The 18,741-nt window shown below is 43.2% G+C and carries 24 protein-coding genes; 19 read left to right on the forward strand and 5 right to left on the reverse strand.

Annotated features, from left to right (window positions below; translation table 11 throughout):
* Nucleotides 1-420: 420 nt before the first annotated feature.
* Together ACE1AQ_RS08355 and ACE1AQ_RS08360 are read left to right on the forward strand one after the other, a co-directional pair.
* On the forward strand, nt 421-621 hold the full coding sequence (locus tag ACE1AQ_RS08355) for an NblA/ycf18 family protein (protein ID WP_002791926.1): 201 nt from the start codon (nt 421-423) through the stop codon (nt 619-621).
* A gap of 133 nt (nt 622-754) precedes the next feature.
* Nucleotides 755-1,636, forward strand: coding sequence for a universal stress protein (locus tag ACE1AQ_RS08360; protein ID WP_106909643.1), 882 nt, complete (start codon nt 755-757; stop codon nt 1,634-1,636).
* 272 nt (nt 1,637-1,908) lie between these two features.
* Here the strand turns inward: ACE1AQ_RS08360 and ACE1AQ_RS08365 are convergent, their stop codons facing one another.
* Both ACE1AQ_RS08365 and ACE1AQ_RS08370 read right to left on the reverse strand, forming a co-directional pair.
* Complete coding sequence (locus tag ACE1AQ_RS08365) at nt 1,909-2,316, reverse strand: PIN domain-containing protein (RefSeq protein ID WP_110544188.1); 408 nt, start codon at nt 2,314-2,316, stop codon at nt 1,909-1,911.
* A complete protein-coding gene (locus ACE1AQ_RS08370) occupies nt 2,306-2,527 on the reverse strand; it encodes a hypothetical protein (protein WP_110544193.1) in 222 nt (73 codons plus the stop codon). Before ACE1AQ_RS08370 ends, ACE1AQ_RS08365 begins: the two co-directional genes overlap by 11 nt.
* A gap of 367 nt (nt 2,528-2,894) precedes the next feature.
* On the opposite strand from ACE1AQ_RS08370, the gene ACE1AQ_RS08375 reads away from it, so the two are divergent.
* From ACE1AQ_RS08375 to ACE1AQ_RS08420, 10 genes are all read left to right on the forward strand, one after another.
* Entirely contained in the window at nt 2,895-3,449 is a 555-nt protein-coding gene (locus tag ACE1AQ_RS08375) for a PEP-CTERM sorting domain-containing protein (RefSeq protein ID WP_110544196.1), read from the forward strand.
* A gap of 119 nt (nt 3,450-3,568) precedes the next feature.
* Nucleotides 3,569-3,868, forward strand: coding sequence for a nucleotidyltransferase family protein (locus ACE1AQ_RS08380; RefSeq protein WP_190381225.1), 300 nt, complete (start codon nt 3,569-3,571; stop codon nt 3,866-3,868).
* Between the two features lie 47 nt (nt 3,869-3,915).
* Nucleotides 3,916-4,089, forward strand: a complete 174-nt coding sequence (locus tag ACE1AQ_RS08385; protein WP_374808220.1) for a hypothetical protein — start codon at nt 3,916-3,918, stop codon at nt 4,087-4,089.
* 79 nt (nt 4,090-4,168) lie between these two features.
* Nucleotides 4,169-4,450, forward strand: a complete 282-nt coding sequence (locus ACE1AQ_RS08390; RefSeq protein ID WP_016515500.1) for a DUF433 domain-containing protein — start codon at nt 4,169-4,171, stop codon at nt 4,448-4,450.
* 191 nt (nt 4,451-4,641) lie between these two features.
* Nucleotides 4,642-4,929 carry a DUF5615 family PIN-like protein gene (locus ACE1AQ_RS08395; protein ID WP_374808222.1) on the forward strand — a complete coding sequence of 96 codons (288 nt, stop codon included), beginning with the start codon at nt 4,642-4,644 and terminating at the stop codon, nt 4,927-4,929.
* A 209-nt stretch (nt 4,930-5,138) separates the two neighbouring features.
* Entirely contained in the window at nt 5,139-9,713 is a 4,575-nt protein-coding gene (gene gltB / locus ACE1AQ_RS08400; RefSeq protein ID WP_374808224.1) for a glutamate synthase large subunit, read from the forward strand.
* A 185-nt stretch (nt 9,714-9,898) separates the two neighbouring features.
* Complete coding sequence (locus ACE1AQ_RS08405; RefSeq protein WP_110544202.1) at nt 9,899-10,381, forward strand: hypothetical protein; 483 nt, start codon at nt 9,899-9,901, stop codon at nt 10,379-10,381.
* 12 nt (nt 10,382-10,393) lie between these two features.
* Nucleotides 10,394-11,479 (forward strand): class I SAM-dependent DNA methyltransferase, encoded by a 1,086-nt coding sequence (locus ACE1AQ_RS08410; RefSeq protein ID WP_008198707.1) that lies wholly within the window; start codon nt 10,394-10,396, stop codon nt 11,477-11,479.
* A gap of 11 nt (nt 11,480-11,490) precedes the next feature.
* Nucleotides 11,491-12,141 carry a restriction endonuclease subunit S gene (locus ACE1AQ_RS08415; RefSeq protein ID WP_008198708.1) on the forward strand — a complete coding sequence of 217 codons (651 nt, stop codon included), beginning with the start codon at nt 11,491-11,493 and terminating at the stop codon, nt 12,139-12,141.
* A gap of 5 nt (nt 12,142-12,146) precedes the next feature.
* Nucleotides 12,147-12,860 (forward strand): hypothetical protein, encoded by a 714-nt coding sequence (locus ACE1AQ_RS08420; RefSeq protein WP_253860456.1) that lies wholly within the window; start codon nt 12,147-12,149, stop codon nt 12,858-12,860.
* Nucleotides 12,861-13,045: 185 nt separating this feature from the next.
* Here the strand turns inward: ACE1AQ_RS08420 and ACE1AQ_RS08425 are convergent, their stop codons facing one another.
* Entirely contained in the window at nt 13,046-13,165 is a 120-nt protein-coding gene (locus tag ACE1AQ_RS08425) for a type II toxin-antitoxin system Phd/YefM family antitoxin (protein ID WP_016515497.1), read from the reverse strand.
* A gap of 156 nt (nt 13,166-13,321) precedes the next feature.
* Between ACE1AQ_RS08425 and ACE1AQ_RS08430 the strand changes: the two genes are divergently transcribed.
* The 5 genes from ACE1AQ_RS08430 to ACE1AQ_RS08450 all read left to right on the forward strand — a co-directional run bounded on the left by ACE1AQ_RS08430 (nt 13,322) and on the right by ACE1AQ_RS08450 (nt 16,160).
* Entirely contained in the window at nt 13,322-13,564 is a 243-nt protein-coding gene (locus tag ACE1AQ_RS08430) for a hypothetical protein (RefSeq protein ID WP_008198714.1), read from the forward strand.
* A 129-nt stretch (nt 13,565-13,693) separates the two neighbouring features.
* Nucleotides 13,694-13,945, forward strand: a complete 252-nt coding sequence (locus tag ACE1AQ_RS08435) for a hypothetical protein (protein WP_008198716.1) — start codon at nt 13,694-13,696, stop codon at nt 13,943-13,945.
* Nucleotides 13,946-13,993: 48 nt separating this feature from the next.
* Nucleotides 13,994-14,098, forward strand: coding sequence for a DUF4351 domain-containing protein (locus tag ACE1AQ_RS08440; RefSeq protein ID WP_255348747.1), 105 nt, complete (start codon nt 13,994-13,996; stop codon nt 14,096-14,098).
* Nucleotides 14,099-14,135: 37 nt separating this feature from the next.
* Nucleotides 14,136-15,608 carry a BCD family MFS transporter gene (locus ACE1AQ_RS08445; protein WP_110544206.1) on the forward strand — a complete coding sequence of 491 codons (1,473 nt, stop codon included), beginning with the start codon at nt 14,136-14,138 and terminating at the stop codon, nt 15,606-15,608.
* 114 nt (nt 15,609-15,722) lie between these two features.
* Nucleotides 15,723-16,160, forward strand: coding sequence for a pentapeptide repeat-containing protein (locus ACE1AQ_RS08450; protein WP_002758200.1), 438 nt, complete (start codon nt 15,723-15,725; stop codon nt 16,158-16,160).
* A gap of 98 nt (nt 16,161-16,258) precedes the next feature.
* Here ACE1AQ_RS08450 and ACE1AQ_RS08455 read toward each other — a convergent pair whose 3' ends face one another.
* Nucleotides 16,259-17,158: a hypothetical protein gene (locus ACE1AQ_RS08455; RefSeq protein ID WP_106909649.1), complete on the reverse strand. Its 900-nt coding sequence runs from the start codon at nt 17,156-17,158 to the stop codon at nt 16,259-16,261.
* A gap of 11 nt (nt 17,159-17,169) precedes the next feature.
* Between ACE1AQ_RS08455 and ACE1AQ_RS08460 the strand changes: the two genes are divergently transcribed.
* Together ACE1AQ_RS08460 and ACE1AQ_RS08465 are read left to right on the forward strand one after the other, a co-directional pair.
* Nucleotides 17,170-17,562 (forward strand): hypothetical protein, encoded by a 393-nt coding sequence (locus tag ACE1AQ_RS08460; RefSeq protein WP_008198724.1) that lies wholly within the window; start codon nt 17,170-17,172, stop codon nt 17,560-17,562.
* Nucleotides 17,563-17,669: 107 nt separating this feature from the next.
* Nucleotides 17,670-18,209, forward strand: a complete 540-nt coding sequence (locus ACE1AQ_RS08465; RefSeq protein ID WP_110544210.1) for a hypothetical protein — start codon at nt 17,670-17,672, stop codon at nt 18,207-18,209.
* 25 nt (nt 18,210-18,234) lie between these two features.
* Here the strand turns inward: ACE1AQ_RS08465 and ACE1AQ_RS08470 are convergent, their stop codons facing one another.
* Complete coding sequence (locus ACE1AQ_RS08470; protein WP_110544213.1) at nt 18,235-18,600, reverse strand: hypothetical protein; 366 nt, start codon at nt 18,598-18,600, stop codon at nt 18,235-18,237.
* Nucleotides 18,601-18,741 lie beyond the last annotated feature (141 nt).

Here is an 18,741-nt window from a genome sequence, read left to right on the forward strand (position 1 = left end):
ATCCTTAACGATTTCAACGAGAGGAACGGAATCTAGGGGTTACGTTTTTAGCTGTTAACAGGGCTAATCATTCAACTTACCCGATTTATGTCGCTCTCTTCGATTATTACAGAATCTTTACACAATTTGTCAAATATTTTCTCTCGCTCTGGTCGGACCTGGGGAAAAATAAGTATAACTACTTAAGTATTTGTTCACAGTAAGCAAAATTTTATTAAAACTCTTGCTAAATGTATCATTATATGCTTCTTTCCTTTTGGCGGCGGGGTATCCTAGCTAACAGGAGGGAAAAAGCAAAACCCTCTTTACAGATACATTGACACTTTGTCAAGTATTTGTTACATTAGTTAAAGAAAAGAGGTGATACCAATCACCCATCTCGCTTGTTATCAACCACTGTCTTCATCGAGGAGGAACACCATGTCTCAACCGATCGAACTTTCCTTAGAACAACAGTTCAACATTCGTTCTTTTCAGACTCAGGTAGAAAAAATGAGTCAGGAGCAAGCGCAGGATTTCCTGATCAAGCTCTACGAACAAATGATGGTCAGAGAAAATATGTACAAAGCTTTTCTCAAACACCAGTGGGGTCTAGATTCTAATCCCTGGGCCTCCCAGTAACTCATTTCACCCCTGCGGGCGACCTCTTTCTCCGGCTGGGTTTCTGCGGAAACGAGCTAGGGATGCGGGGCGCATTTCTTCACCTTTTTAGTTATTCTTAGGGAAGAATAACCGAATTGCTAGGGGTTAATTTATGTTCGAGCGCGCTTTGATCTGTACAGATCTTTTCGATGGTCTCCATCGTCTTGTCCATTGTGTGCCACACTTAGCCCTGAGCGGCTTAAAACAAGTTATCTTCCTCCACAGTATTCCGGTTTGGGAACAACCCACCCTAGCTGCCGTAGATCAAGGAAAAATTGATGCGGCTAAAGAAAAATTATCCCCAGCTTTAGCAAATATTCCCGACGGCATGACAGTTATTGTCGAAATCTCTAACCGTCGTCCCGTGGATGCCGTGCGGGAAATCCTCGCGCATCACTCTATTGACGTGATTTTGATGGGCAATCCCATGCGCGGTGCTGTCCAAGAAAAATTATTCGGTAGTACCAGTTTAGCGATCGCAGGTATAACCGATATTCCGCTGCTGATTTTCCGACCGCAATTATTATCAGTTTATACTCACGATGAATTAGCCCTGCGCTGTCAGCATCTCTGGAAACATTTATTAATTCCCTACGATGGCAGTCCCGACGCAATTTATCTAATTGAACAGATGGAAAAATACGCTCAAACCCGCACCCCTGGCTCTTTTGAGCAATGTCTCCTCGTCCGGGTAGTGGAAAACATCAGTCGCGATCCCAGTGTCACCGAATACCGTTTAAATGATGCCCGTCGGGAATTAGAATCGGTACAAGCGCAACTAGAAAAACTCGGTTTGCAAGTAGAGAGCCAAGTGCGACAGGGAACACCTGTATTAGAAGTGTTGACGGCAGCGGAAGAAGATGACATCAGTGCCATCGCAGTGGCTACCTGCCATCGTTCCAATATGTTGGAATGGTTAGCCGTGCGTCGGATTAATGAAGATATTCTTCATCAACTGTGGTTCCCCTTATTATTTTTCTCCCCCAAGGGATAGACTGGAAAAAAGAGCCTCTTGGGGATAAACCACAAAGGCACAAAGGACAGAGAGAGGAAGATAGATTTAATCGCTAAAATCGATCACACAAACGATAAGAGAGCCGCAAAAATTTGGGAGAAATTAACTTAAGTAAGTAGTTATAATTAAATTAAAAATGGATTTTAAGTTCGATCCCCCCTTAGTCCTAGGGTTGATTCATAGTAGGGTTGATTCATGAATCAACCCTACTTATCAAGGGGGGTGTCTGACAACTTTTAACGCCTACCTACTTAACTAAAGGGATTAATAATCATCAATTGATTCTCGATTCGCTGACCATCTTGTAAATCTTCACTGTAGAGAATTTGACAGTCCGCTTCCAGAGCGCTGGCCAGTATTAAACTATCAAAGTAACTATATTGATAACGTTCCGCTAGATTCAATGCCATCTCTATCGTATTAACAGAAACGAGGACGATTGGGAATCCCTCGGAAAGCTCTTGTACAGCGTCTCGAATTTGCGAATAGCTTAGGGAAAATTTCCGTTTTAATACATTTATCGTTTCATTTAAAACCTGTGTACTAATCCAAGCCTCACCCGATCGAACACAATCAATCGCTCGCTGTCGTTTATCCGGCTCATCCTCAGAATACGCGTAAATTAAGACATTAGTATCGATAAAAACTTTATCGGGCATTAGCCTCGTCCCGATCGAATGTAAATCCCCGTGTATTTAAAGAAATCGCCTCGAACATCGTTTTTTCAGTTTTCTGGCTCGGATCGGGGACGATTTCCGAGTCATCCAAAACAATCACCCGCATCATCTTACCTTCCCATCGAGAAGAATATCGGGGGGGAACGCTCACTTGACCGTTATAAATAACCGTCCTAAATTCGATCGCTTCCATACATGACTCCAATTAAACCCTATCTCTACTTTAGCTCTAGAGTTAAGGGAGCGATTAAATCCTATCAGGGGAACTGGGATAACGGAAACACCGAAACGGAGACCATAACTATTTTAATGCTAGTTATTTTGTTTGTCTTTGGCCAATGACAAGAGCGATCGGCGGCTAGAGTATTTCTTTGATGATACTATAACCCCCCGCACCCCAGAAAAGCGCACCACTTCGCCGCTCTCTTGGCAGATCCCCCTCAATCCCGAATCGAGTAATCAATAGCTAGATAAAGCATAATAAATATAAATAGCAACAACCTTGACAAAATCGGGGGGGGGGGTAAAATTCGGGTGAATTTAGCTAAACAATGTATTCTATGCCACTCAAAAGTTCCTTTTGCTATTCCGTCGCCCTCGCCACGGTAGCCACCGCCACCCTCGCACCGGTTGCCAGTGCCGCCACTTTTAACTTCTCCTTCGGCAACGTAACCGGTCCGGTCTCCGGAACCGTACAGGGGACGCTCACCCTGCCGGACGGAGACGGAACAAATTTGGCCGCCACTTCGCTGATCGTGACTTCCGCTCCCTCCGCCCTAGGCTACACATTCCCCTTTAATGTTCTGGCGAATTTTACTGCTAATGTACCGGCTAATAGTTTTACGGTCAGTGGCGGGGTGATTACCGCGAGTTCATTTGCCGCTCAGAATAATGCCGATATTTTGGCTCTAAATTACTTCCCTGGCAGCTTGGGGAATACATTCTCTGTCAAGGGAGGAGCAAGTATATTCACTGGTGTCCTCGATGTCAATAGTACAACCCTAACCTACTCTCCCGCCGCTCCTACCACCGTTCCCGAACCTGCGACGGTTCTCGGTTTACTCTCTGTTGCCGGGGTCGGTTTATTGTGCAAAGGCCGGAAACTGGAAAAGTAATTTTGACCGACTAAAAATTAAATTGATTGGGAACGGGTTGTGCGATTGTGGCAGCCCGTTTTAGTCTTTGATCAGGATCGAGAGATCGATCGCACGATTAACTAAAGGGAGTAAATTAGATGGTAGATAAAATCACCGCCAACGAGATATTGGAACATTTACGAACCCTGAAACCCGAACTGGAGGAACGATACGCGATCGATCGAATCGGCATTTTCGGCTCGGTAGCCAGAGAGGAAACCCGACCGACGAGCGATATAGATATAGTGGTATATATGCCCCCCGATCTGCTTAAAAGAGTCAGACTGAAAGCCGAACTAGAGAACCTATTCGGACGGGAAGTGGACGTGATCCGCTATCGGGATTCTCTGAATCCTTACCTCAAGGCACGGATCGATCGAGAGGCAATTTATGTGTGATCGATCGCTTCTATTCGAGTTAAAAATCGCTTGGAGGGCTTACGGTGATGGACGAAAAAGAAACAGGACTAAATGAACGGGAACTAGAGGAAATTCTGGAAATGGCGCGGGATGCGGCGGAAAAAGCCCGATCGATGTGCGAGGTAATTACAGAAAATTCAAAAAAATGGCGAGAAAGAGCAGAAAGAATCGCCGCAAGTGAGATCGGGTGGCTGAAGTAACCGAACCGATATTTATGGGGAATAGTCGGGGGTTCGATCGATACGATAAACTAAACGATATCCACTCCAGAAAACCGCGATGGTTCAAGCGACCGAATATCTCTATATCGTTCGAGACGACGAGATTTTACACGGGGAACCAATTATCAAAGGAACGCGTACACCCGTCCGCGCCATCGTCGAAACTTGGCGTCTGGGGGTCGCTCCCGAAGAAATACCCCTAGGAATGCCCCATCTGACGTTAAGTCAGGTCTTCAGTGCGTTGACCTATTACAGCGACCATCTAGAGGAAATTAACGCTTATATCGAGCATAACCGCGTTCCCGACGACTTAATCGATCCGCTGCTAAAAAATTCGTGAATAATCTCTTTATCCGTCTCTAAGTAGGTAGGCACAATTATTTGTAGCACAATTATTTGTAGGATGGGTTAGCGGTAGCGTAACCCATGCGGGCGTTGGGTTTCATGCTTCAACCCAACCTACGTTCATTTTATATTTAATTCCACCCACCTACTTATCTAGATGAAGATGTTAACGTTTTAATCGCCGAGTTGTTGAGAGCGAGGGGGTTTGACGCGATTACTGCGAGGGATGCGGGACAACTTAACGCCACAGATAAAGCACAACTCGCTCACGCGGTGAGTCAGGGGAGAACCTTAGTCACTCACAACCGAACCGATTTTGAAGAACTGGTTCGCGATTACTTCGATGCCAATCGAACCCATTACGGGGTGATTTTCGCTGTCCGTCGCCCTCCGCGAGAGATGGCGAACCGTTTACTGGTTATTCTTGATCGAGTGACTGCGGACGAAATGCGAAACCAAGTTCGATATATTTAATCGCCAAGAAAAATCGCCGTGACCCATTTTTAGGTTCTAGAATGGTCGGAAGTTGGATTCGGCATAAAGGAACCCTTGTCACATCGAAACATTTCCTTAAGATATAAGACCGAAGGTCCAGTCTGGATACAAAATTGATATACCTAGAATCGCTACTCTGGCTCACCCTCTAGGCCATTCCCTTCCAGACTGCTAGGCTATTAGACAAGATGAATAACAATCAAACTCCACGGAAACAAGGACTATACGATCCCCAATTTGAACATGATGCTTGTGGTGTCGGTTTTATCGTTCATAAAACGGGGAAAAAGTCCCACGATATTGTTGAACAGGCCTTAACAATTTTATTAAACCTCGATCACCGTGGCGCGTGCGGTGCGGAAAAAAATACCGGAGATGGGGCGGGTATTTTATGCCAAATCCCTGACCTATTTTTCCGGAAAGTGACCAGTAATCTAGGTTTTACCTTACCAGCAGCCGGACAATACGGGGTAGGAATGCTCTACACGGCCCCTGATGCCGAAATTCGCGGGAAAAGTCGGCAGGAATTCGAGAAAATCGCCGCCGAAGAGGGGTTAAAAGTTCTCGGTTGGCGTGATGTTCCCACGGATAACTCTAGTTTGGGTAATTCGGCCAAATCTACCGAACCCTTTATCGAACAGGTTTTCATCGAACGCGATGCCAATTTAAGCGATGATCTGGCCTTTGAACGCAAATTATACGTTATTCGCAAACGTTCCCACCTCAGTCGTCAATCTTTTAATCGTTACTGGTATCCTTGCAGTATTTCTAGTCGTACCATTGTCTATAAAGGGCAATTAATGCCGGTACAGGTGGGTGACTATTTCCCCGATTTACACGACCCCGACTTTCAAAGCGCTTTAGGATTAGTCCATTCCCGTTTTAGTACCAATACCTTCCCCAGTTGGGAACGCGCCCACCCTTACCGTTATATTGCCCACAATGGCGAAATTAATACCCTGCGAGGTAATATTAACTGGATGCACGCCCGTCAGTCGATGTTTGCCTCACCCTTGTTCGGGGAAGACATCAAAAGAATCCAGCCGGTTATTAATATCGAGGGTAGTGACTCCTTAATTTTTGATAATGCCCTAGAATTAATGGTTTTATCGGGGCGTTCTCTCCCTCACGCTGTCATGATGATGATTCCTGAACCCTGGGCAGCCCACGAATCGATGAGTGATGAGAAAAAAGCCTTTTATGAATACCATTCCTGTTTGATGGAACCCTGGGATGGTCCGGCCTCGATCGCTTTTACCGATGGTACGATGATGGGAGCAGTGTTAGACCGCAATGGTTTACGTCCTTCCCGTTACTATGTCACCAAAGATGACCTAGTAATCATGGCATCGGAAGCGGGAGTTTTACCCATTGAACCGGAACGCGTCGCTTTTAAAGGTCGTCTGCAACCCGGCCGGATGTTCCTTGTGGACATGAAAGAAGGTCGTATCGTGGCCGATGAGGAGATAAAAGAAGCTATTGCCAAAGCTCATCCCTATCGCCAGTGGTTAAACGAAAATTTAGTCAATTTAGATGATTTACCGGCCGTTGAAACTGCCCCGCCGGAAACTGCTGTTTCCCTAATTCAACAGCAAACCGCTTTCGGTTACACTTTTGAGGAATTACGTCTTTTATTAGCCCCCATGGGCCGGGATGGAGTGGAAGCAGTGGGTTCCATGGGTTCCGATACACCCCTAGCCGTCTTGTCCGATCGCCCAAAACTGCTTTATGATTACTTTCAGCAGTTATTCGCCCAAGTCACTAACCCCCCGATTGACTCGATTCGCGAAGAAATTATCACCTCTCCCATCACCACTATCGGTGCTGAGAGAAATCTCTTGGATCCGCAGCCCGAAAGCTGTCACCTGATTAAACTTAACTCTCCCATCCTCACTAATGCCCAATTAGCGCGTTTACAGGGCAATAGCGAATTTAAAACCGTGACTATTCCCATTCTCTTCGATCCCACTTCGGGAGTCGAGGGGATGCGTAGCACAATTGAGGCAATTTGTCAAGAGGTGGACGAGGCAATTTTAGCGGGCGCAAGCATTATTATTTTAAGCGATCGAGGTATCGATAAAAATCACGCCCCGATTCCCTCACTGCTGGCGGTTGCCGGTTTACACCACCACCTCATCCGGCAGGGAACCCGCACCAGAGTCGGCCTTGTCCTGGAATCCGGCGAACCCCGGGAAGTGCATCACTACGCCCTTCTCCTCGGTTATGGTTGCGGTGCGATTAATCCCTATCTAGCCTTTGCCACCCTCGGCAGTATGATCGAGGAAGGATTATTGGTAGGAGTTGACCACCAGAGTGCCTGTAAAAACTACATAAAAGCCGCCACCAAGGGCGTAATTAAAGTGGCCTCTAAAATTGGCATTTCTACCCTGCAAAGCTACCGTGGGGCGCAAATATTCGAGGCTATTGGCTTAAATCGATCGGTAGTCGATCGCTATTTTACTTGGACAGCTTCCCGCATTGAAGGGGCCGATTTAGCAATTATTGCCAAAGAATCCCTACTCAGACACGGCCACGCTTTCCCCGACCGGGATGTTAATGTGCATACCCTCGATATTGGCGGTGAATATCAATGGCGTAAGGACGGGGAAGCCCATCTTTTTAGCCCAGAAACCATTCATACCCTGCAACAAGCGGTAAAATTGGGCAAATACGACCTCTTTAAGAAATATTCCCAACTGGTCAACCAACAGAATCAAAAATTCTTCACCCTGCGGGGACTATTAACCTTTAAAAACCGGGAAAGTATCCCCATCGAAGAAGTGGAACCGATTGAAGCGATTATGAAACGCTTTAAAACTGGGGCCATGAGTTACGGTTCCATTTCCAAAGAGGCCCACGAATCCCTCGCTATTGCCATGAATCGTATCGGTGGCAAGTCGAACACCGGGGAAGGCGGCGAAGATTCCGAGCGCTACACTTGGACAAATGAACGGGGAGACTCGAAAAATAGTGCCATTAAACAGGTGGCTTCCGGCCGTTTTGGTGTCACCAGTCTTTACCTTTCCCAAGCGCGAGAATTGCAGATAAAAATGGCCCAGGGGGCAAAACCTGGCGAAGGCGGTCAATTACCGGGTAAAAAAGTCTATCCTTGGATTGCCAAAGTCCGTCACTCCACCCCCGGAGTTGGTTTAATCTCTCCCCCACCCCACCACGATATCTACTCGATTGAAGACCTCGCGGAGTTGATTCATGACCTAAAAAATGCCAATCGTGCGGCCAGAGTGAGCGTAAAACTGGTTTCTGAGGTGGGAGTTGGCACAATCGCCGCCGGAGTCGCTAAAGCTCACGCTGACGTGGTTTTAATCTCTGGTTTCGATGGTGGGACCGGTGCCTCACCCCAAACCTCGATTAAACACGCGGGTTTACCCTGGGAGTTGGGACTAGCAGAAACCCATCAAACATTGGTGTTAAATAATCTTCGCAGTCGCATTGCGGTGGAAACCGATGGCCAGATGAAAACCGGCCGCGATGTGGTGGTGGCAGCCCTATTGGGGGCCGAAGAATTCGGTTTTTCGACCGCGCCACTGGTGACGTTAGGCTGTATTATGATGCGGGTTTGTCATCTTAATACCTGTCCGGCGGGGGTAGCGACCCAGGATCCGTTATTACGGCAGAATTTCATCGGAGATCCCGAATATACGGTGAATTTCATGAAATTTATCGCCCAGGAAGTGCGGGAAATTATGGCCGAATTGGGATTCCGCACCTTAAATGAAATGGTGGGGCGAACTGATGTATTAGAGCCAAAACAGGCGGTAGAACATTGGAAAGCGAAAGGAATTGACCTAACTCCAATTCTCTATCAACCGGAGGTAGATGCAGAGGTAGGGCGTTATTGTCAGATTCCCCAGGACCACGGTTTAGATAAGTGCTTGGATATAACCGTTTTACTGGATTTATGCAAGGATGCCATTGAAAAAGGCGAAAAAGTCAAGGCGACACTACCGATTAAAAATATTAACCGCGTGGTGGGGACGATTTTAGGCAACGAAATCACTAAACGTCACTGGGAGGGTTTACCGGAAGATACCGTACATCTCCATTTTCAGGGCAGCGCGGGGCAGAGTTTCGGTGCTTTTGTTCCCAAAGGAGTGACACTGGAGTTAGAAGGGGATGCCAATGATTATGTGGGTAAGGGTTTAAGCGGTGGCAAAATCATCGTTTATCCGCCCAAAGGTTCCACTTTTGTGGCCGAGGATAATATTATCATCGGTAATGTGGCTTTATACGGCGCGACCAGTGGTGAGGTGTATATTTCTGGGGTTGCTGGGGAACGTTTTGGGGTGCGTAACTCTGGGGTGACTACGGTGGTTGAGTCCGTTGGCGACCATGCTTGCGAGTATATGACGGGGGGTAAAGTCGTTGTTTTAGGGCCCACCGGTCGCAATTTCGCCGCCGGGATGAGTGGTGGTGTCGCCTACGTCCTCGATGAGTCGGGGGATTTCGCCACTCGTTGCAATACCCAAATGGTGGCTTTAGAGGCGCTAGAAGGGGAAGAAATCGACGATTTACGCGAGTTAATTCAACGCCATGCTGATTACACCCAAAGTCAAAAAGCGGCACTGGTTTTAGCAAATTGGTCGGAAATGTTGCCCAAGTTTGTTAAGGTAATGCCCAAGGATTATAAGCGGATGTTGCAGTGTATTAAAGAGGCGTTAGATTCTGGTTTAACCGGCGATTCTGCCCTCGATGCGGCTTTTGAAGCCAACGCCCGCGATGTGGCAAGGATTGGCGGTAGTTAAGTAGTACAAAATTATTGTAGGTTAACATAAAGTTAACCTACAATAAAACTACTATAATTAATCCTTATGCAAAGGAAAATTTGAAATGTTAAAATGGTTAACAAAAGCTATAAGCATAATATAGCGTTTCTGATTCACAAGAGGTACATTCCCGATCCTGAACAGCTTAATTAGCAAAGGTTTAAGTGTGCCGCACAGATGCGAGAACCGCTATAATAAGTTTAGAAAACTATGCTGCTTTTGCTAATTCATGTCCAGAGGACTGGCCCCAGAGATTAATCAATAATACTTGGTTTGAAGCAAGTGGTTTTATCGAAACTCAGCAAGGAAAATATAATTGTCAAGTTTTAGAATCAGGAATTACTAGCGTTTTTTTCGCTATTAAGTGTAATAATGGTTCGGTTATCTATAAAACCGAAGATTTTTGTTATGAAGATGATCCATCTAGAGACAATCCTAATAGAAGATGTGCTGATTTTATATTTCTAATTGATAAAAATGGTTCTGAATTTAAAATGAATTATGAAATAATAATGAATCAGATTTGTAACAATGGGATAATGACTCAGCAACTCAATTTTATTGCTTTTCAATCAAGCTTTAGGTTTAGTGGTTCTGTTATTATCAAATTACGTTATCGTCCTGTCTTAAAGCCAGAAGGTTTTTAGGAGATTAACAAAATGTATAATCTAAATCTGGATCAAAAAGTGCGAGGTAAAAGAATGTTAGAAACTAAAGCTCTGAAAGATATAGAGTTAGCTTTTAGACAGTTTGGCTATGAAGGGGAAGATGTATTCAATGTAATTGCCTATTCTTACATTGATGTTTTTGCCATTGAAACTACTAAAAAGCTCGATAAGATTATTATGAAAGGCCACTGCTTATCAGAAATTGTATTTCAAGACAAGACTCTTCAAGAAGTAATTTATTGTCAGATAAAAAAAGATGTCAATGGAAAAAATCTACCGATTTTTTATCAATATTTTCTGGCTAAAAGATTTCGAGATATTACAGGAAAGTTTTTTACCCCACACGCAATAGCAGAACAAATGGTCAGTATGCTTCCTATTAAATCGGATGCTTTAATAATGGATCCTACTTGTGGCAGTGGAACTTTTCTAAAAGAAGCGGGAGAACGTTGGCAATATACACCTTGTCATCTCATTGCCAATGATGTAGATGAGATGTTGGTCGGTTTAACGGAATTAGTTTTAAGAATAAATACTAACCAAAGTCAGAATATTTCTCTATTTACCTCGAATATTTATCGTCCCGATCAAGAAATTCAAACACTATTTGGTCAAGTAGATTACATTGTAGCAAATCCACCGTTTTCACTGCCAATAGACTTGTTAGAATCTCAAAGCGACTTATTCAATTTAGGCTATAGAAATAGCGATGCTCTATTTATTGATTTAGCTCTAGAGTTATTAAAGCCTGACGGACGTTTAGTTTGTCTTTTGCCTCATTCAATTATCTCGAATAAAGAGTATGAAAAGTTACGTCAAAGTGTCGAGAAAAGTTGGTTATTAACTGCCGTTATAATATTACCTGAAGGCGTTTTTCAATCAACTTCAAATACCACGACTCGTGCCGATATTATTGTCTTGGACAAAAAAGGTAAAAATACAATAAATAAAAAAACGATTTTTTCTAATATTTCTTCAATTGGCATCCCCCTGAACAATCAGCAAAAAAAGACAGAAAGCAACGATCTAAAAACATTGCTAGAAAACAAGGAAGTCGCCAAAGTTCTCGGTATTTAAGTATAAAAACAATGAAAAAAAACGGGCATACTTTTTTGACAATAGTAGATACCTGTAAGATAGAAGCAGGTATCTGGAATCCCTATCATTACAAAAAGAATGACTTAGGTTATACTCTATCAGATTTTGTTGATATTCAAAAAATTATCAATCATAAATGCGATATTAGTTTGTGTCATTTTGCACCGATAGAATATAAAAACATTCCAAAAGGAGAACTATTAACCTTTGTCCTAGAAGATAATTATTTAGCAAAAGGACGATATAGTGTTGTCGGTGAACAATCTCTAATTTTTGGCACTATGAGAGCCTATCTTGGCAATGTTTTAGTAACACCAAAAGCAACTTGGATCGAAAAAGATAGTCCCTTATTCTATCCTATTAATTCAGAGTTTGTAGAGATCATACCCAAAGATAAACTCCCTTATTTTTGGTGGTGTTATCTCAAATCAGCTTTATTTCTCCATCAAATGCCAGCAGGGAGTGGTGGAACACGTCCAAGAGTAAGCATAGAGAATTTGGAACAGATACCTGTAAGCGTTCCTACATTGCAAGAACGGACAAAAATAAACTCTAGTTTAATAGTTCTAGCAGAGCAATCTTGGCAAAACCTTCTTGCTTGCAGACAGATAATGAAACAGGCAAATTTATCAAATAATTAATGATTATGCCCGATATATCACCACAAGAAATTCAATCACTACGCAATATTTTTAAGTCATTGATTGGCATAAAAATAGATTGGTTGAGTATTCCAGATCAAGCACTAAAAGGATTTGAACCTAGCCAAGTGGCTGTAATTGTTAACACACTTTTAGATGGAGTTTTACCCCAAATTCAATTAATTTCAAATTATCAAAATCAGGAAAAAATTAAAAACCTTGGACTAGAGAAATCTCCCAGTCAAATTGGAGAACGAGAAAGTTATCCCGACTACATTCATATTTCAGGCAAAAGAGTAGAGTTAAAAGGTTTATTTGTAGATAATAAAACTTTACAACTCAAAAGACCACCGACACCAAGAGAACCATCGGCAAGACTAAAAGAAAATATTACGATTGATAGTATTGATGCCGAAAAAGATGTTTTATTGATTGCAGCTATTCAACTTCAAGAAGAAAATGGTTTTTGTTCACCATTTATCGTTGACATTGAAGTGTTTTCAATGATCGATTGCATTCGAGCAAGAGATCAACGATTGATAGAAACTGGCGGTAAATGGATTGATAATGTTCCCAAGGTGATTAGTAATAATGGCAGGAAAAAACAAAGGGCAGGGGAAACATTGGCAGATAATGATTATGAAAAAGATACTAATTTTGGTAAATTAAAACGAATACCATATCCGCCACTACAAGATTTTTTAACTAAATGGACTTAAAAGATCATTAATACTTAGGGCTTGCTAAATATCAGTGGAGGTCATGCTAGAAAATGGCTTGGGGTTTTTTTGGCAAAAAAGTGCAAGAAACAAACGTTGAGAAATCGAAATATGGACTCAAAACCCTTGCACTTTCCCTCTTTAATTGCGAAGGTTTCCGCTTCGAGGTGTGCGAGATCATTCTATTATTCTGATAATTTTGCCAGTGGGAGATTATTATCGGTAATTAATAATTCTTCCCCCGGTTTGAGATTGTATATCAGTTCGGGCAGTTTGGCTTGAGCTTCTTGGAGAGAGACAATCATAATTTTACGGCAAGCGGGAAGATGAAAGGACTTTCTAGGCCGATAATTTCTTGATTCTAACCGATCAAAGCCCAGAAGGGATAGGCGAACCGAAAAACCTCTCCATTGAGGACTCGTGTTAAACTGATTAATCATGCTGGTGTCTAGAAGCGACCTATGCCGAACTTAACCTTAAGCAACGAACAAGTGATCGACTTATTCAAACAACTCCCCGAAGACCAGAAACGGGAAGTTTATAAAATTCTCATTCTCAGTCAGTGGAGACAGTTGGAACCAGTATTTAATGAAGGAGCAGAAAGAGCTAGAATCGTAGCCAAAGAACGCGGTTATGATTGGGATACCATGACGGAAGACGAAAGAGAAGAATTTATCGATGAAATCGTTCACGAACCATCATAATATCCACCGAATTATACAGGAGCATATTTTACCATAAATATTACCTTAAATCCCGAATTATAACAATTAATTAACTCTCAATTAGCGACAGGAAACTATAACAGCGTTGAAGATTTATTAAAAGACGCTTTGTTAAATTTAGCGGACAAACAAAACCGTCAGATTTTAAGCCAAAAAGTTAAAGAACTCTTTGATAAAACTCAATCCTTACCCGGCGTTCAGGATATTACCGAAAAAGATATCGCCGCAGAAATTGAAGCGTACCGAAGAGAGGACTTAAAAGAAAAATGGACTAAATGGTTTCAAAAAGTGGAAGAAAGGGAAGAAATTATGGGCGAATCAGTCATTAATCAGGACATCTGGGAAAAAGGAAGAGGATAAGAAGCGGTTTCTTTGATTCTAAGGCTACTTAACCCTCGTTGAGGTGAAATATCCTCGACTTTAGGCCAACAAATCCAAGAACTATCTCTAGAACAATTAGAAACTTTAGGAGAAGCGCTGCTCGATAGAAGATGTCTGCTCGTCCTGCGTTAAATTTTTAAATACCGGCTTTTTTTGTACTGATTTAACCATGGCTACCAGCGATATCTCCAATTCTACTCACTCATCCCCAAAACCCCTGCCAAAACTGGGACTTTTCACCATGTTTCGCTTAGGACTTTTTCAAATGGGACTAGGTATTATGTCCCTGCTGACTTTGGGGGTTCTCAATCGGATTATGATCGATGAGTTAAAAGTTTTACCCTTTCTCGCCGCAGCTGCGATCGCTATGCACCAGTTTGTTAGTCCGGCGCGCATCTGGTTTGGGCAAAGATCCGACGGTAAAACTATTTTCGGTCATCATCGCAGCGGTTATGTCTGGATTGGCGCGGCAGTTTTTACCGCTTTAGCTTTTATTGCTTTGCAGGTAGTCTGGCAATTGGGACTTAGTATTCAAACTTCGGGATGGAATACCATTTCCTACGCTTGGATTGCCCTCTTAGCCTTAATTTTCGCCCTCTACGGACTCGCTTTAAGTGCCAGTTCCACCCCTTTTGCTGCCCTCTTGGTGGATGTATCCGATGAAGATAATCGATCGCAATTAGTTGCTATAGTTTGGTCAATGCTGATGGTGGGAATCGTCGTCGGGGCGATCGTTAGTTCTCGTTTGCTGGATACTCCCAATATCTGCGGTACAAATATTTTGACCTATGATCCGACTCAATCAGCCCCTATAGCCAATATTCCGCAGCTACAGGCGAGTATTAACCCCGTGTTCGCGATTATGCCCGCTATCGTTTTCGTTCTCTGTATTTTAGCGACTTTTGGCGTAGAAAAAAAATATTCTCGTTTTAGTAGCCGGTCCACTCTTGTGCAAAGAGAGGATCAAATTACCTTCAAGGATGCGTTACAGGTTCTCACCGCTAGTCGGCAAACTGGTTTATTTTTCACCTTCCTGCTGATGATGACTTTGAGTTTATTTATGCAGGATGCAATTATGGAACCCTTTGGCGGCGAGGTTTTTGGGATGTGTATCGCCCAAACCACCCAATTGAACGCTTTTTGGGGAACCGGAACCCTTTTTGGTATTGCTGCCACGGGATTTATGCTCATTCCCCGCATCGGTAAACAAAAAACCACTAAATATGGCTGTATTTTTGCAACAATTTGTTTTATTCTGTTGATTTTTGCCGGCTTTTCTGCTAACCAAAGTTTATTAAAATCAAGCTTGCTCTTTTTCGGTTTAGCTTCGGGAATGATTACCGCCGGAGCTACCAGTTTAATGTTAGATTTAACCGCCGCCGAAACCGCAGGAACTTTTATCGGCGCTTGGGGATTATCCCAAGCGATCGCCCGGGGATTAGCCACGGTTTTAGGCGGTACGATTTTAAATATCGGTAAAGTTGTCTTTTCTAGTCCGGTTTTAGCCTATGGCTTAGTTTTCCTCGTGCAAGCATTGGGAATGATCCTAGCAGTTTGGTTATTAAGTCGCGTCGATGTCAAGGAATTTAAGGAAAATGCCCGAGCAGCGATCGCAACAGTGATGAAAGGAGAGATCGACTAGCAAAAGCAAGCAAAAGTGAGATAACAGGAGAATTAGCCCGATCGGGGGAAGTTGGTTAGCAGCTTTTTTCCTATCCTAAAAGTAGAGAAGAAAACGAAGGAGGAGGCGAAAACGATGAAAAGGACTTTAATGATTACCCTAGGTTCCCTAGCCTCCTTACTGCTGATTAACCCCGTCGGTGCGGAAAATCCCCAACAGGTACAACAATTATTGAATACGCGGGAATGTCCGGGCTGTGATCTCCGCGGTGCGGATTTAAGGGGGGCGCATCTAATCGGCGCAGATTTGAGAAAAGCGAATTTACAGGGAGCTAATCTGGAGGAAGCTAACTTAGAAGGCGCAGATTTGACCGATGCTAACCTAGAAGGCGCGAATTTAACCGCAGCTTTTCTGACTAATGCAAGTTTCAATCAAGCTGATCTCGATGGAGTCAATTTCACCAGCGCCGTGATTTATGATGCCGATGTGACAGGTGCATCGATGGAGAGAATTAACTTGACAAATGCTCAGATTTATGGTACTGGCATCGCTGTCGGTGGTGGCAATCCCTAGATAGGGTATGCTGAATGAATCTAAAAACCTTGTGGGTTGCGACTTTTAGACTTTTTTTATTAACGATCGCTTTTGATCATTTCCCCGATTGACTCTCATCAGGATTTTGGGACATCCGGCGCGAGAATCATCAATTGTCCTTCCTTATCCTCGCGAATGGCTAGAATCGCCGGACGTTCATTTTCTGCCGACTGAGGAGATAACCCGCGAAAAACATAGATCCAATTGTTATTTTGGATTAATAACCGCCAAACTCGCGGGGGATTGACTTTACTATCATTCGTTTCTTTTCCCCGCAGCTCTTCGAGTAATTTGGTCTCACCGATAATTCGATAACCTTTGAGAGAAGGATCGGTAAAAACATCATCAGGATTGCGACCGATCGCTATCTGTTTTTCTGGTAAAACTAAAGTGATAACTGGTAAGGTAGAACTATCATTAATTGCATCGCGACGGGCATCGATCGATCCCTGAATTCGAGCTAACCAAAAAAGAATAATTAATAGCCAAATAACAGCGATCAAATCTTTTCGGAGAGATTCGGGAATTCCCCGAACTAATAAACTTAGGGGTTGAAATTTTTGATGAAATTTCCGTTTAGATTGACTGACAATTGAATAGGATGGCAGGGGAGACAAAATCCAGAGAGTAAATTGAATCGCAAAGGCAACGGCAACCAGCGCCAGAAACGTTCGCAGCAACGCCCCGAAATCGCCACAGAAGACCTGTATCGGCACGAAAAGGAAGGAACGCAAGGGCAAGTCCAGACGGTTGATCTCAAGGCTAAACCAGCCGAAATAGGCCCACCGATAGATCCATCCTGTAAAATAGAGAAAAATCCCCAGCAAACCGAGAAGACTGGCGAAGGTTCCTAGTATCTGTGTTCCGGGAGGGGGAGAATTCGGAGCGCTCACGGCAAAATGTCCCTGATTGGCGTTTTCGATCGCTATCCTACTCGATCGACCGGGTTCTATCGCCAGTTCTTTGTATTTTATCAAGGAGAATAACCATGTCCATCGACGATCCCCGACAAGTTCGTTTTTTAATTGAGAAAATGGAAGCAAGTTTACCGATCCCTGTGCGTGCAACTCCCGAAACGTTAAAAATAGCTGAAACAAAAGGCGAGCGATACAAACCCGATCACCAGTTTTCGATCGATAAAATTTTCTACATGGGAGACGAGGGGGGAATTATTTGTTCCCTAAAAAACGAATCGGGAAAACAAACGAGTCTTGTCTGTTCTTTAACCCATCTACGCATCGATAACTCTCATCCGTTAGCGGCGGATATTCAATCCTACCAGAAAAAGCGATCGATGCGGATCGCACTACAGGATGGTAAAACTGGAAAAGCCCTCCGTATTGCCAAACAAAACCGCCCGAACAAAGGTTTCGGAAAGTAAAAATATATTGACAAAAACCGCAGGTTGGGTTACGAGTAGCGCTAACCCACCACATCCAAGATTGAAAACAGAACCAACCCAATCCCGATCATTCAGGCAAGGTAAAGATGAAAAAACTCTACCCAATAATAACCGCAACTAGCCTAGTTTTGATCGCCTCTCTTGCTGGCTATCATCTACCAGCCACCGGCGATCGATCTCCCGTCAAGAAAATCCCCGTATTCATGCCGGATGATACAAAAGTATCTTTAAAAAATGGCACTTCTCTATCTGGGAGATTAATCAAGTTCGATTCCCAAGCAAAAATGATCGCTTTAGGGAGAGAATCAAAAACAAAAGAAGTGGCAATGAAAGAGATCAAACAGATAGAGTTTCAAGGCAAGGTTATTATCAAAAGCGGAACGCTTGTTATTCGTGGGGAAGGGGGATCAAGCAATCCAAACCAGAATAGACAACGCTGGCAGGAACCTTTACAGAACTTTAAAATTATTGATGTTAATGAAGGAAAAGCAGAAGTAACTTTAACCTCGCTAGATTCTCTAGAAATAAGAGGTATCGAGGGGGTAGCGAGTAAGAGTTCCTACGTTGTCGAGGAAATTAAATTCAACTCCTCGGACAAAATTGAGATTCAAGTAAACCCCCATTAAAATTCACAAAGAAGAGGTCTATTTTTTAGGCAATTAAAGAAGACTTTAAATGGAAAAGTTGGCTGATGTATTGTTCGATCATTTTTGGTGATAGTGGATCATTTAAGGTCGGATTAGCGAGGTAAAAAATGATGTCATTGATGAGATATTCCTCATCTGTTTTATAGGCGATATCTTCTCTGCATTCGATGGCATCAGCCCAGTTTTCTAAGTCGGTGGCAGATAGAGCGTTATTAAGATAGCGATCGAGAATATCGATCAGATGCTCTTTTTTTAGGGTGATAATTGCTTCGCTACTGTCCCAAGGAAAGGTTTTTAGGATAGGGAGGATAGTTGATAGGGGTTGGTCAAAGTTGACTAGGGCGTTGAGGTATTCTTGTCTATTTTTCATGGGTATTTTTGTTTGATGTGAACAATATAAGTAGCTGGTTATAATTAAATTAAAAATGGATTTTAGGTTCGATCCCCCCTTAGTCCCCCCTTGATAAGGGGGGTTTCTGATAATTTTTAACGCCTACCTACTTAGTAATTA

Source organism: Microcystis sp. BLCC-F209 (genome assembly GCF_041928595.1).
Classification (GTDB): domain Bacteria; phylum Cyanobacteriota; class Cyanobacteriia; order Cyanobacteriales; family Microcystaceae; genus Microcystis.